Origin of the sequence: Cognatishimia sp. SS12, from assembly GCF_028369055.1 — a bacterium.
In the GTDB taxonomy this organism is placed as follows: domain Bacteria; phylum Pseudomonadota; class Alphaproteobacteria; order Rhodobacterales; family Rhodobacteraceae; genus Cognatishimia.
The window spans coordinates 44,499-56,825 of the sequence record NZ_JAQNCZ010000001.1; the positions used below are offsets into that span (position 1 = coordinate 44,499).

The following is a 12,327-nucleotide window of genomic DNA, read 5'->3' on the forward strand; positions in this document are numbered from 1 at the left end:
AAAATCTTAAGGCCCTCCGCGTAGCCTGCCTTCGTAACGAAAGCGAGGACACGCATGCATGGTCTGATAAACCGCGCGCTGCAGTATTTTGTCACCGACACCTACGGATCAGACCGTTGGGAAGAGGTGGTGCGCATTGCGCGGCTCGACTTCGCTGAATTTGAGGCGATGTTGCATTATGAAGATGCACTGACAGAACAGGTCATTGCTGCCATTGTAAAAACGCTGGGGGTGAAACGCGCGATGGTGCTCGAAGATATCGGCACCTATCTGGTGACGCACCCCAATGTTGAGGCTTTGCGCCGCCTGCTGCGATTTGGCGGCGAAAGCTTTCCTGAATTTCTGCAATCGCTTGATGATCTGGCCGACAGATCCCGGCTTGCGGTCGAAGACCTTGAGTTGCCAGAGCTTGAACTGGATGACCTTGGCGACGGGGCCTACAGCCTCAGCTGCCGCCATGTTCACGGCGGGTTCGGCTATGTGCTGATGGGGCTCTTGCGCACAATGGCTGATGACTACGGGGCGCTGGCGCTGCTGGATCATGCCTTTGGGCAAGAGGGGGAAGAGATCATAGATATCAAGCTGGTGGATGCTGATTTCAGCCCGGGCCGGGGCTTTGACCTGGGGGCACATGTCGCGTGAGCGAAACGCATGATATCACTGCTATGGCGGATATGTTTGATGTCATTTGCCCGATGCATCTGTTGGTGAATGCCGACCAGACCATCGCGCATGTGGGGCCGACGCTGGCCAAGCTCAGCACCGGGGGGCCGCCCAAGGGGCGGGCGTTTTTCGACATGTTTGAAATCACCCGACCAAGCCGTCTGAAAATGAGCCACGCGATTTTTACCGAGACCAGCACCCGCGTGCATCTGCGCCTGCGCCATGCCCGCGATGTCAAACTGCAGGCCATTGTGGCACCGGCACCGATGGCTGGCATGCATATCGTCAACCTTGGGTTCGGGATCAGCCTCCGCGATGCTGTTCGGCGGTTTCACCTGAACAGCAGCGATTTCGCCCCCACGGATCTGGCTGTGGAAATGCTCTATCTGGTTGAGGCGAAATCAGCGGCAATGGAAGCCTCGCGCAAGCTTAATCGTCGTCTGCAAGCCGAAAAGGCCGTTGCCGAAACGCAGGCCTATACCGATACGCTGACCGGGCTGAAAAACCGGCGCGCGGTCGATCATATTCTGCAGCGGTTTCTTGCGGCGGGCGTCGGATTTGCGCTGATGCAGCTGGATTTGGATTTCTTTAAGACGGTGAACGACACGCGCGGCCATGCCGCGGGGGATTATGTTTTGCAACAGGTGGCGCGGATCCTGCGTGAAGAGACCCGCGCATTGGATGAGGTGGCGCGCATTGGCGGCGATGAATTTGTCCTGCTGTTTCAGGGCAACGTTGATGAAACGCTGCTGACCTCGATCGCTGAGCGGATCATTTCGCGGGTGCAGGAGCCGATCTTTTTCAAGGGCGACACCTGTACGATTTCAGCCAGTATCGGGATTGCGCCGGTGCGGGCGGGCACCGTTTTGACCGCGCAGCAGGTGTTTGCGAATGCGGATCTTGCGCTGTATGCCAGCAAGGAAAATGGGCGTGGTCGGTATACAGTCTTTACCCGTGCCTTGCGGCGCAAGGCGCAGATCAAAAAGGCCGAAGATGCGCAGAAAGATGCCAGCGATGCTGCATGAACAAATCGCTTCAGATCGCTGTAATGTCAGAGAAAATGGCAGCCCGTAGGGGAATCGAACCCCTCTTTCCAGGTTGAAAACCTGGCGTCCTAACCGATAGACGAACGGGCCATCATCTGCTGTGCAGGGCGAATTTTCCAGGAAAATTCTAGCTTCGGTGGCAGCCCGTAGGGGAATCGAACCCCTCTTTCCAGGTTGAAAACCTGGCGTCCTAACCGATAGACGAACGGGCCGTGCCGAAGCGTGAGGCGGTATTTATGCAAAGCGCCTTTGGCGCGCAAGTGGAAAATCGCGGGCCGATGAATTTTTTCCTGTGACACGGCACGGGGCGCGATACCGCACGGTCAAAGCCCTGTGCAGCCGCGAAAAACCAGACCTAGGCGTGTGTTATGCCGGGGCGGCATCCTCAAGCCTCAGTTGCACCGACTGACGTCCGCCCCATGTGTTGATGTCAAGGCGTCCAGCCAGGTGAAACCGCTTGCCGCCGTGATTCTCAAGCGCGGCACCGAGCGGTGTGTCAAAAGCGCCAAAGCAGATCGCATCGAGGCGCGCACTCATGCCATCCCCAAAGGTCAGTTTCAGGTGGCTGTCGCCAATACGTTTGGCAAAGCGGATCTCGGCCTCGGGAAAGGCAAAGCGCGGGGCCGGTGCGCCTGCGCCAAACGGCCCGGCGGCTTCGATCTGCTGCACCAGATCAATGGATGCGCCGCCGGGCATCAGCATCCCGTCAAGTTTCAGGTCAGCCGGGCCAATGTCACCCGCGCCCTGTTTCTCCAAAAGTTCTGACAGGCGCGCCATCGCTGGCTCAAGCTTATCGCGCATCACCGTCAGCCCGGCGGCCATTTTGTGACCGCCGCCTTTGACCAGCAGTCCTTCGCTGGCCAGGCGCTGGATGGCTGCGCCCAGATCAATACCGCTGACCGAACGACCCGATCCTTTGCCTTCATCGCCGTCAAAGCCAATGACCACCGAGGGACGATTGCTGGATTCTTTCAGGCGGCTGGCGACAATGCCCACAACACCGGGGTGCCAGCCTTCGCCAGCGGCCCAGATCAGCGGTGCATCAAGCCCGCGCTCTTCGGCCTGCGCCGCCGCCGCCGCGCGCACGCCGGCCTCGATATCGCGGCGCTCGGTGTTGAGCATGTCAAGGCGCTCGGCGAGCGCTTGTGCCTCATGCATGTCCTCGGTCGCCAAGAGGCGCGCGCCCAAGTCTGCCTGACCAATACGGCCCCCTGCATTCACACGTGGCCCCAGCAGAAAGCCAAGGTGATAGGTGCTGGGCGCGGTGTCCATCCTGCTGACATCCGCCAGCGCCACCAGCCCGGGGCGGGCACGTCGCGCCATGACCGTCAAACCCTGACGCACCAATGCGCGATTGACGCCAATAAGCGGCGCAACATCGGCCACCGTCGCCAGCGCGACAAGATCCAGCATGGCCATGAGGTCTGGCCCCTGCGCGCCGTCCTCGCGCATTTGGCGATTGGCCTCGACCAGCATCAGAAATACCACTGCGGCGGCACACAGATGCGCCAACGCGCCATCTTCGTCCTGCCGGTTCGGGTTCACCACGGCGTGGCAGTCCGGCAGGGTTTCCCCGCCCAGGTGGTGATCCAGAACGATCACGTCCGCGTCTTTGGCAGCGGCAATCGGGCCGTGCGAAAGCGTGCCGCAATCCACGCAGACGATCAGGTCATGCCGCGCCGCCAGCTCAGCCATGGCCGCGTCGTTAGGGCCATACCCTTCGTCGATCCGATCGGGCACATATAGCGTTGCCGCGCGCCCCATCGCGCGGAGCCAAGTGACCAAAAGCGCGCCTGAACTGCCGCCGTCCACATCGTAATCAGCAAAAATCGCAATGCGTTCGCGGTGCTTTACGGCCTGTAAAAACCGCGCTGCCGCCCGCTCCATGTCACGCAGGCTGCGTGGGTCGGGCAAAAGGTCCCGCAGGGCAGGTGCCAGAAAGCTCTCGACTTCAGAGGCGGGCACGCCGCGACGCGCCAGCACCTGACACAGCGCGCGGGGCAGGTGGGTATCTTGGGCAAGTGCTTCGGCAGCACGGTCAATTTCAATGCTGGGGCCAACCCAGCGTCGCCCGGTCAGAGAACTGGAAACATTCAGAAAATCAGACATGTGCCCCCGCGGTTGACCGGCCTAGGCGTCAGTGTTTGGCGTGCGATAGGTCATGCGGCGCACCGACCCGGATTTGGAGCGCATCAGAAGCGTTGTCGTCTCAAGCCAGCCCGGAGAGCGTTTGATCCCCGGCAGAAGCGAGCCGCCGGTGACGCCGGTGGCGGCAAAGATCACATCCGCCGTGACCATTTCATCGCGGGTATATGTGCGGTCAAAATCGGTGATGCCAGCCTTGCGGGCGCGGGCGCGTTCATCGTCATTTCGGAACAGCAGACGCCCCTGGATCTGCCCTCCCATGCATTTCAGCGCGGCAGCGGCCAGCACCCCTTCGGGTGCGCCGCCAGAGCCCATGTACATATCAATGCCAGTGGTCTCGCTATCAGCGCAATGCATCACGCCGGCGACGTCGCCATCGGTAATCAGGCGGATCGACGCCCCGGTGCTGCGCACTTCGGCGATCATATCCTCATGGCGCGGGCGCTCAAGGATACATACGGTGATATCTTTGGGCAGGCAGCCCTTGGCCGTAGCGAGCGCCGAAACCCGGGTGGCGGGCGGCATGTCCAGCGTTACGATGCCTTCTTGAAAACCGGGCCCGATGGCCAGTTTCTCCATATAGACATCAGGCGCATGCAGCATGGAGCCGCGTGGGCCCATGGCGATCACGGTCAGCGCGTTGGGCATATCTTTGGCGGTCAGCGTTGTGCCTTCTAGCGGGTCCAGCGCGATGTCCACGCCCGGGCCATTGCCCGTCCCAACCTCTTCACCGATGTAGAGCATTGGCGCTTCGTCGCGTTCGCCTTCGCCGATCACAACAACCCCGGCGATTTCCAAAAGGTTCAGTTGTTCGCGCATGGCGTTGACCGCTGCCTGATCTGCGGCCTTTTCATCGCCGCGCCCCACCAGGCTGGCAGAAGCAAGGGCCGCCTGCTCTGCAACGCGGGCCAGTCCGAGAGACAAAAGACGGTCGTGAAATTCGGGCTGGCTGGTCATGTGAAAGGTCCTTGCATCTTATTGTTGTGCTTTAGGTGTAGCGGTCCGGGCGGGCGCAAACAAGCGCGGCCTGGCCCGCTGCCATGTCAATCAGACGGATTCAATGCGCAATGCCACCGGCTCGGCTGCGAGAACGCCGGTTTTTTGCATCATTTCAACAGCTTCCCTTAGTGCGCTTTGCTGCGTCTTATGGGTGACGATCAGCACGGGCGCTTCGTTGCCCACATGTTTGCCTTGCCGCATGCGGTCAATGCTGATGCCGGTTTCGCCCAGAATAGTGGCGATTTTGGCCAGGGCACCGGGGCGATCGAGCAGCGACATCCGCAGATAATATGGGGCAGGCGAATTGGAATAGGCTTGCTGTGGTTCTTTTAGATCTTTTGCCGGCACGCCAAAGGTTGGCAGACGCAGACCGCGTGCCACATCGCAGATGTCGCCGACAACCGCGCTGGCTGTGGGGCCTTCGCCCGCGCCGGGGCCACGCAAGACAACCTGTTCAACCGCGTCGCCCTCGATCACAACCATATTGGTGCCACCTTTGAGCTGCCCAAGCGGGCTGTCAGCAGGGACCAAGCAGGGGGTCATGCGTTGCTCCAGCCCGCGGCCCGTCATCTGGGCCACCCCCAAAAGCTTGATCCGATAACCCATGTCTTTGGCCTGACGGATATCGTCGATGGAAATGCGCTGAATGCCTTCCAGCTGCACCCGGTCAAAGGCGACCTGCGTGCCAAAGGCAATCGAGGCCAAGATCGCCAGCTTGTGCCCAGCGTCGATGCCGCCGACGTCCAGATTTGGATCCGCCTCAAGATAGCCAAGGGCATCGGCTTCGGCAAAAACCTCGTCATAGGGCAGTTTGGCGTCTTGCATGCGGGTCAGGATGTAATTGCAGGTGCCATTCATCACCCCCATGACGCGGGTGATCTCATTGCCTGCCAACCCCTCGGTCAGCGCCTTGATCACCGGGATGCCCCCGGCCACGGCCGCCTCATAGCGGATCACGCAACCCTTGGCTTCGGCGGCTTCGGCCAGCGCCTGACCGTGATGCGCCAGCAGTGCCTTGTTGGCTGTGACAACATCTTTACCAGCAGCGATGGCCGCTTCGATCGCGGCCTTGGTGGTGCCGTCGTGCCCCCCCATCAATTCGACAAAGACATCGACATCATCGCGCTGTGCCAATGCCACGGGGTCATCTTCCCAGGCGTAATCTGACAGCACCACGCCGCGGTCTTTGTCGCGACTGCGGGCGGAAACAGCAGTGATCACCACAGGGCGCCCGGTACGGGCCTCCAGTAGCTTGGCTTTTTGGCGGACAATTTTCACCACGCCAATTCCGACGGTGCCAAGCCCGGCAATACCCAGGCGCAAGGGGGTCGTCATGACATTCTCCTTTGACTTCACTGCTGCCTTGCCGTGTAGCGCTTTCGGTGCGGGGCTGCAATCGGCGGATGACCGTTGAAAGAGGCTCGGAACCAAGTTTTGACGATTAGCTGCGCGTGCCCTAGATTAATAGAACAAGTGTTCACTTTTTTGACGGCTGAAAATGGCGCGCACCTCAGGATCGCATTCCGAAATCACTGGACCCAAAATTCTGCAAGAGGCGCAGGCGCTGTTCGCGCGTCACGGGTACGCCGCCGTCTCAATGCGTCAGATTGCGCAGGCCGTCGGGGTGCAGGCCGGGGCGCTCTATAATTATACGCCTGACAAGCAGAGCCTGCTGTTTGGGCTGATGCAAAGCCACATGCAAGATTTGACCGCGACATGGGCGACGCAGCCGCAGACTGGCAGCGCGATGGAGCGGCTGAAGCGGTTTGCCGAGTTTCACATCAGTTTTCACCACGCGCGGCGAGATGCGGTTTTCATCGCTTATATGGAGCTGCGCAACCTCACGCCCGAGAATTTTAGCACCATCGAAGCGCTGCGGCGGCGCTATGAAGATGAACTGGAGCGGATCTTGAAGGATGGCGTCGCCAGCGGGGCCTTCGGCGTGGCGGATACAAAGATCACCGCCATGGCGTTGATTGCGATGTTAACCGGCGTGAACACATGGTTTCGCGAAACAGGGCGGCTGTCGCTGGCTGAGGTGCAGGCCATCTATTGGGATATGGCGCGCAAGGCGGTGGCGGCCTGATCGACCGCCACCGAGGCGATTTAATGCGCAGGTTTGATAAATGTCCCGTTGTTCAGCTCTGCAAAGGCTTGCTGAAGCTCGGCGCGGGTGTTCATCACAATTGGGCCGTGCCAGGCGACGGGTTCCTGAATGGGCGCGCCGGAAATCAGCAGAAAGCGGATGCCCTCGGGCCCGGCCTGGACCGTAACCTCGTCGCCGGTGCCAAAGCGTACCAACGTGCGGTTGCCGGACATATCGCGAATGTTCAATTCCTCGCCCGCCACTTCCTTTTCGAGCAGAACGCCACTGGGCGCACTGGCATCAGCAAAGGCACCAGACCCCTCAAACACATAGGCAAACGCCCTGCGATAGGTATCAACCGGAAAGGTTTTCTTGACGCCGGGCGGCACAAAGATATCGAGATACTGCGGGTCAGCGGCAATGCCATCAACCGGCCCGGTCTTGCCCCAGAAGCTGCCGACCACAACCTTTACCCGCGTGCCGTCATCTTCGAAAATTTCTGGAATTTCAGTGCCTTGCACGTCTTGATAGCGCGGCGCGGTCATCTTGAGCGAGGCAGGCAGGTTGGCCCATAGCTGAAAGCCATGCATCTGACCTTGCGCGTTTCCTTGCGGCATTTCCTGATGCAGAATGCCGGATCCGGCCGTCATCCATTGGATGTCGCCTGCGCCAAGCTGGCCGGAGTTGCCAAGGCTATCGCTATGCTCAACCGTGCCGGACAGCACATAGGTGATGGTTTCAATGCCGCGGTGCGGATGCCAGGGGAAGCCGCGCTCAAAATCCTCGGGGCGGTCATTGCGGAAATCATCAAACAGCAGGAATGGGTCCAACTCCGAAGGGTCATGAAACCCAAAGGCGCGGTGCAAATGCACGCCGGCCCCCTCCATCGTGGGCTGCGCGCGGCGTGTTTCTAATGTGGGTCGCAGAGACATGATGTTCTCCTTTCTGCATTGAAAGTAGGGGCGGCGCGACTTATGGCCAAGGGGGACCGCTGTGCATGGCGGCACGGGGTCTGTGCGCCCTGTTAGGGGAATTGCAATTATAGGGAGAGTTGCGCGATGTCGGATGAGCGCGATGCATTTGGCGAGGCGCGGTCCGCGCTGCAGTCCCATCTGGGGTATAATCTGACCGCCTGGAGCGCCGGTCAGGCCGAGGTGCAGTTGCCGCTTGCCCCGTATTTGATGAACCGCGCGGGCATTCCCCATGGCGGAATTTACGCGACCTTGCTGGATACGGCGATGGGATATGCGGGGTGCTATACCGGGGACGAAACCCAGAAAACCTATGCGTTGACCGTTTCGATGACGGTGAATTTCTTGGCGAGACCCACGGGCAAGCGATTGATTGCGCGCGCGCAGGAAACCGGCGGCGGGCGGTCGCTGTTTTTTGCAGAGGCGCAAATTACGGATGAAAATGGCACCGAAATTGCCCGGGGGTCGGGTGCGTTCAAGCGCAAAACAGCGCTCTGACGGAGCGCGTGCGCGCATTCTCTGCCGGAATAAATTTCAAATTGCAAACTTATCGGGGTGAAATTCCGGCGCGAAAGCGCCTGCAATTTTCAAAATTCACACAATTCTTAAATTGCCCTGAAAAATGCAATCAATTTCTTGGGCTTTCCAATGGCGTCTTGCGGATTGTCGGATGTAGGGTTGAGTTAAGATAAAATTATATATTTCAATAATTTGATGCCGTAATTGAATGTGATTTTCTTGTGCATATTAAACGTAGCTACGCTCTGCGGTGGAACGTCTTTCGGGTCTTCACGCTTTTGTTGTCATTCCAGCGCTGCGGGCTGTGGATAAAACATTCTGCAAATCATCCACAGCGCCTGTCTCATCGCTTATGCTGAGTTTCAGCGGGTTAACCGCAGCCCCTTATGTGCTGTGCTGATGATGTCCACAGGATATCCCTAAATTCTCCACAGGGTCGCCTGCCTCTAGCTGCGCAATCAGCGCTGGAACGGCTGTCAGAATGGCGTCCACGGTGGCGTCGTCCATCAAATAGCTCAAGTTGAACCGCACAAATCCGGGTTTGTTGCTGTCATTGCCCAGCAGGATTTCGCGTCGTAGCAGGGCAGATTGCGCGCTGTTGATATGCAGCAGCCGATGCACATAGGGCCCCGCGCAGCTACAGCCACCGCGGGCCTGAATGCCGTAATGGTCCGAAAGCGCGGTGGTGAAGGCCTTGTAGTTCAGCGGGCGGCCATTCTGGGTGCGGGGCGCAAAAGAAAAGATCGGCAGCCTGAGGCGTTGCCGCGGCGCAAGCAGCCCAATTTGTGGATGATCATGCCAAGCATCAAATGCACGTTTGCACAATTTCTGGTTGATTTTGCTGATGCGCTCCTGGCCGATCACGTCTTTGACAATCAGCGCCAAAGCCGCGCGAATGTCGCCGATGACATTGGGGGTGCCGCCTTCCTCGCGTTGCTCAAGCCGTGTCACATAGTCATGGCGCTCTGCGTTCACAAAGGACACTGTACCGCCCCCCGGGCGGCTGGGTGTTGTGCTTATCGCGGCGGCGCGCCGGACGATCAAAACGCCGGATGCCGCTGGACCACCGATGAACTTATGCGGGCTGAGCACGATGGCATCCGCCATCGCGCCGCCGGGCTGCATTGAGATCGGCAAATACGGGCCACCACCGGCGTAATCCCAGATGATGCGCGCGCCATGCGCGTTGAAGAGCGCCGTAATCGGGGCCGGATCTGTGCAAACCCCGGTGACATTGGAGGCCGCAGAAAAGCTCCCGATAACCATGCCCTTGCGACTAAGGGTTTTCAGGCGCTGGGCAAGTGCATCCAGATCAACACCGCCGTCTGGGGCTTCGGGCAACTCAATGACCTCGGCACCGCTTTCGCGCCACGGCAGCAGGTTTGAGTGATGTTCGTAGGGGCCGGTCAAGACGAACACGTGTTGGCCCGCGCGCAGCGCCGCCTTGATGCCAAAGAGATGCACCAGTTGATTAAGGCCGGTGGTCGCGCCTGCGCCGCCGAAAATTACCGCATGCTCTGCCGTGGTTGCCCCGCATTTTTCGGCGATGATCCGCCGCGCCTGCTCGCGCATGTGCGTCATGCGCGCGCCGCAATAGCTCTGCTCGGTATGAGAATTGGCGTAATAGGGCAGCACTTCGGACATCACAAAATCTTCGACCTGCCGCAGGGCGCGCCCCGAGGCGACATAATCCGCATAGATGAGCTTCTTGGTGCCTTGCGGGGTGACGATGGTGCGGCCTGCGCCAATCAGGCCGCTACGAAGAGCGGCGATCGGGTCAGGCTGCGCGCGCAGATCGTTTTCAAATTTCAACAGGGCAGAAGGAGAAGAGAGCATGATCGGCCTTTGATGTGATTTCCAAAATATTAGACCGAAGAAATTCAAAATTTTGCCCAATAAGATCTGGATATTTCTAAAAAGGTGTGTCATTTGATATACAGAATGGAGAAAATAGACGAAACTGATCGCAGAATACTCGACGCCATTCAACGCGATGCCGGGCTGTCACAGCGCGGAATCGCGGAGAAGGTTGGGTTGAGTCAGAACGCCCTATGGCGGCGGTTAAAACGTCTTGAAGAGGCTGGTTTCATGCAGGGCGAGCGGATGCGCCTTGACGCGACGCGGCTGGGTCTGGATCTGACGGTGTTTGTCATGATCCGGACCCGCAACCATTCTGTCGACTGGGCCGAAAAATTCAGGGCGCATGTCGCGCGCATCCCCGAAGTCGCCGAAATGCACCGCATCGGCGGGGATTGGGACTATATGCTAAAGGTCGTGACCCGGGGCATGGCGGGCTATGACCGCGCCTATCGCCGGATCACCACTGGGTTTGAGTTGGATACCGTCACGGGATTGTTCAGCATGGAAACCATGCTAGAGGATCGGCCGCTCAGCCTGCATGGCTGACCGCCTGTCATGAAAGTTTCACACAACAAAAATTGACGCGCCGCGCATATATCGATAATTCGCGATATATGGATAACACTTCAGCCCTTAATGCGTTCAGCGCCCTGAGCCAGGCTTCGCGTCTGGAGGCCTTTCGCTTGCTCGTGCAGGCGGGGGAGGCCGGGATGCTCGCTGGGGAAATTGCCGATGCACTGGACGCGCGGCAGAACACGATGTCTTCCAATCTGGCGATCCTGCTGGGCGCAGGATTGGTGCGCAACATGCGCGAAGGGCGCGCGATCCGATATTTCGCCAATATGGATGGGCTGTCCGGGCTGTTGTCCTTCCTTTTGCAAGATTGTTGCGGCGGGCGGCCAGATCTGTGTGACCCGTTGATCGCGGGGCTTTCCGGCGGCTGCGGCACGCAAATCACCCAAAATAAGGACATTTCTGATGACTGACACCGCTGAGATAGACGCTGGCCTGGGCAGGTTTGAGCGGCTGCTGTCGCTTTGGGTTGGCCTTGCCATTCTCGCTGGGCTGGTGCTGGGCAGTCTGATGCCGGGCGGCTTTGCGGCGCTTGCTGGGCTTGAGGTTGCGTCGGTCAACCTGCCGGTGGCGGTGCTGATTTGGGCGATGGTCTATCCGATGATGGTGGGCGTCGATTTTTCGGCCCTGCGCAAAATTGGCGACCGGCCCAAGGGGCTGGTCATCACGCTGGTGGTCAATTGGCTGATCAAACCTTTTACCATGGCTGCGCTGGGCGTTCTGTTTTTTGAGGTGCTTTTTGCCGGTTGGATTCCGGCTGATGACGCGCAGGCCTATATCGCCGGGGTGATCCTGCTGGGCGCGGCACCGTGTACGGCGATGGTTTTTGTCTGGTCCAATCTGACGCGGGGTGATGCGACCTATACGCTGGTGCAGGTGTCGGTGAATGACGTGGTTATGGTCTTTGCCTTTGCGCCGATTGTGGCGCTGCTGCTTGGTGTAACGGATATTGTTGTGCCGTGGGATACGCTGGTGCTGTCGGTGTTGCTTTACGTCGCGCTGCCGCTGATTGCTGGGCTGATCACGCGCCGCATGCTGCTGCGCCGGGGGGGCGAAACCGCGGTCTCAGCGTTTCAGGCGCGGGTCAAGCCGGCCTCGATCATGGGGCTAATCCTGACGGTTCTATTGCTCTTTGGCTTTCAGGCGCAGGTCATTCTGGATAAGCCGCTAGTGATCCTGCTGATTGCCATTCCGCTGCTTATTCAAAGCTATGGCATTTTCTTTTTGGCCTATGGCGCAGCGCGGCTGTGGAACGTGCCCTTCAATGTGGCCGCACCCTGCGCGCTGATTGGCACTTCCAATTTCTTTGAACTTGCCGTCGCCGTCGCGATCAGCCTGTTTGGCCTTGGCTCTGGCGCTGCTTTGGCGACCGTGGTTGGCGTTTTGGTCGAAGTGCCGGTGATGCTGTCGCTTGTGGCTTTTGCCAATCGCACGCGCGGCTGGTTTTCCACCTGAATTTCTGAGG

The 12,327-nt window shown here is 59.3% G+C and carries 12 protein-coding genes and 2 tRNA genes; 7 read left to right on the top strand and 7 right to left on the bottom strand.

Features of this window, described 5'->3' with window-relative positions; translation table 11 throughout:
• Positions 1-54: 54 nt before the first annotated feature.
• The gene (locus tag N6L24_RS00230; protein WP_271842633.1) at positions 55-642 is read left to right on the top strand and encodes a heme NO-binding domain-containing protein; all 588 of its coding nucleotides are present in this window, start codon (positions 55-57) and stop codon (positions 640-642) included.
• Positions 639-1,688, top strand: a complete 1,050-nt coding sequence (locus tag N6L24_RS00235; protein ID WP_271842634.1) for a GGDEF domain-containing protein — start codon at positions 639-641, stop codon at positions 1,686-1,688. The genes N6L24_RS00230 and N6L24_RS00235 overlap by 4 nt, the downstream gene beginning before the upstream one ends.
• 36 nt (positions 1,689-1,724) lie before the next feature.
• Here N6L24_RS00235 and N6L24_RS00240 read toward each other — a convergent pair.
• The 5 genes from N6L24_RS00240 to N6L24_RS00260 form a co-directional block, all read right to left on the bottom strand.
• Positions 1,725-1,799: transfer RNA gene (locus N6L24_RS00240), tRNA-Glu, on the bottom strand.
• Positions 1,800-1,846: 47 nt separating this feature from the next.
• Positions 1,847-1,921, bottom strand: a tRNA-Glu gene (locus tag N6L24_RS00245).
• Positions 1,922-2,075: 154 nt separating this feature from the next.
• Entirely contained in the window at positions 2,076-3,818 is a 1,743-nt protein-coding gene (gene recJ, locus N6L24_RS00250) for a single-stranded-DNA-specific exonuclease RecJ (RefSeq protein WP_271842635.1), read from the bottom strand.
• Between the two features lie 21 nt (positions 3,819-3,839).
• A complete protein-coding gene (glpX, locus tag N6L24_RS00255) occupies positions 3,840-4,811 on the bottom strand; it encodes a class II fructose-bisphosphatase (RefSeq protein WP_271842636.1) in 972 nt (323 codons plus the stop codon).
• A 90-nt stretch (positions 4,812-4,901) separates the two neighbouring features.
• On the bottom strand, positions 4,902-6,188 hold the full coding sequence (locus N6L24_RS00260; RefSeq protein ID WP_271842637.1) for a homoserine dehydrogenase: 1,287 nt from the start codon (positions 6,186-6,188) through the stop codon (positions 4,902-4,904).
• Positions 6,189-6,351: 163 nt separating this feature from the next.
• Here N6L24_RS00260 and N6L24_RS00265 point away from each other — a divergent pair, with 163 nt between their 5' ends.
• Positions 6,352-6,939, top strand: coding sequence for a TetR/AcrR family transcriptional regulator (locus N6L24_RS00265; RefSeq protein ID WP_271842638.1), 588 nt, complete (start codon positions 6,352-6,354; stop codon positions 6,937-6,939).
• Positions 6,940-6,959: 20 nt separating this feature from the next.
• Here the strand turns inward: N6L24_RS00265 and N6L24_RS00270 are convergent, their stop codons facing one another.
• Entirely contained in the window at positions 6,960-7,871 is a 912-nt protein-coding gene (locus N6L24_RS00270) for a pirin family protein (RefSeq protein WP_271842639.1), read from the bottom strand.
• Between the two features lie 126 nt (positions 7,872-7,997).
• On the opposite strand from N6L24_RS00270, the gene N6L24_RS00275 reads away from it, so the two are divergent.
• On the top strand, positions 7,998-8,408 hold the full coding sequence (locus N6L24_RS00275; protein WP_271842640.1) for a PaaI family thioesterase: 411 nt from the start codon (positions 7,998-8,000) through the stop codon (positions 8,406-8,408).
• A 405-nt stretch (positions 8,409-8,813) separates the two neighbouring features.
• Here N6L24_RS00275 and N6L24_RS00280 read toward each other — a convergent pair whose 3' ends face one another.
• Positions 8,814-10,265, bottom strand: coding sequence for an aminotransferase class V-fold PLP-dependent enzyme (locus N6L24_RS00280; protein WP_271842641.1), 1,452 nt, complete (start codon positions 10,263-10,265; stop codon positions 8,814-8,816).
• 105 nt (positions 10,266-10,370) lie between these two features.
• Here N6L24_RS00280 and N6L24_RS00285 point away from each other — a divergent pair, with 105 nt between their 5' ends.
• The 3 genes from N6L24_RS00285 to arsB all read left to right on the top strand — a co-directional run bounded on the left by N6L24_RS00285 (position 10,371) and on the right by arsB (position 12,317).
• Complete coding sequence (locus N6L24_RS00285) at positions 10,371-10,835, top strand: Lrp/AsnC family transcriptional regulator (protein WP_271842642.1); 465 nt, start codon at positions 10,371-10,373, stop codon at positions 10,833-10,835.
• Between the two features lie 68 nt (positions 10,836-10,903).
• Complete coding sequence (locus N6L24_RS00290) at positions 10,904-11,275, top strand: ArsR/SmtB family transcription factor (RefSeq protein WP_271842643.1); 372 nt, start codon at positions 10,904-10,906, stop codon at positions 11,273-11,275.
• Positions 11,268-12,317, top strand: a complete 1,050-nt coding sequence (arsB, locus tag N6L24_RS00295; protein WP_271842644.1) for an ACR3 family arsenite efflux transporter — start codon at positions 11,268-11,270, stop codon at positions 12,315-12,317. The genes N6L24_RS00290 and arsB overlap by 8 nt, the downstream gene beginning before the upstream one ends.
• The last annotated feature ends 10 nt before the right edge of the window (positions 12,318-12,327 follow it).

Bases quoted from the DNA above. Each gene is read 5' to 3' on its own strand.
- N6L24_RS00230 (WP_271842633.1), top strand. From the start codon at position 55: ATGCATGGTCTGATAAACCGCGCGCTGCAGTATTTTGTCACCGACACC.
- recJ (WP_271842635.1), bottom strand. From the start codon at position 3,818: ATGTCTGATTTTCTGAATGTTTCCAGTTCTCTGACCGGGCGACGCTGG.
- glpX (WP_271842636.1), bottom strand. From the start codon at position 4,811: ATGACCAGCCAGCCCGAATTTCACGACCGTCTTTTGTCTCTCGGACTG.
- N6L24_RS00260 (WP_271842637.1), bottom strand. From the start codon at position 6,188: ATGACGACCCCCTTGCGCCTGGGTATTGCCGGGCTTGGCACCGTCGGA.
- N6L24_RS00265 (WP_271842638.1), top strand. From the start codon at position 6,352: ATGGCGCGCACCTCAGGATCGCATTCCGAAATCACTGGACCCAAAATT.
- N6L24_RS00270 (WP_271842639.1), bottom strand. From the start codon at position 7,871: ATGTCTCTGCGACCCACATTAGAAACACGCCGCGCGCAGCCCACGATG.
- N6L24_RS00275 (WP_271842640.1), top strand. From the start codon at position 7,998: ATGTCGGATGAGCGCGATGCATTTGGCGAGGCGCGGTCCGCGCTGCAG.
- N6L24_RS00280 (WP_271842641.1), bottom strand. From the start codon at position 10,265: ATGCTCTCTTCTCCTTCTGCCCTGTTGAAATTTGAAAACGATCTGCGC.
- N6L24_RS00285 (WP_271842642.1), top strand. From the start codon at position 10,371: ATGGAGAAAATAGACGAAACTGATCGCAGAATACTCGACGCCATTCAA.
- N6L24_RS00290 (WP_271842643.1), top strand. From the start codon at position 10,904: ATGGATAACACTTCAGCCCTTAATGCGTTCAGCGCCCTGAGCCAGGCT.
- arsB (WP_271842644.1), top strand. From the start codon at position 11,268: ATGACTGACACCGCTGAGATAGACGCTGGCCTGGGCAGGTTTGAGCGG.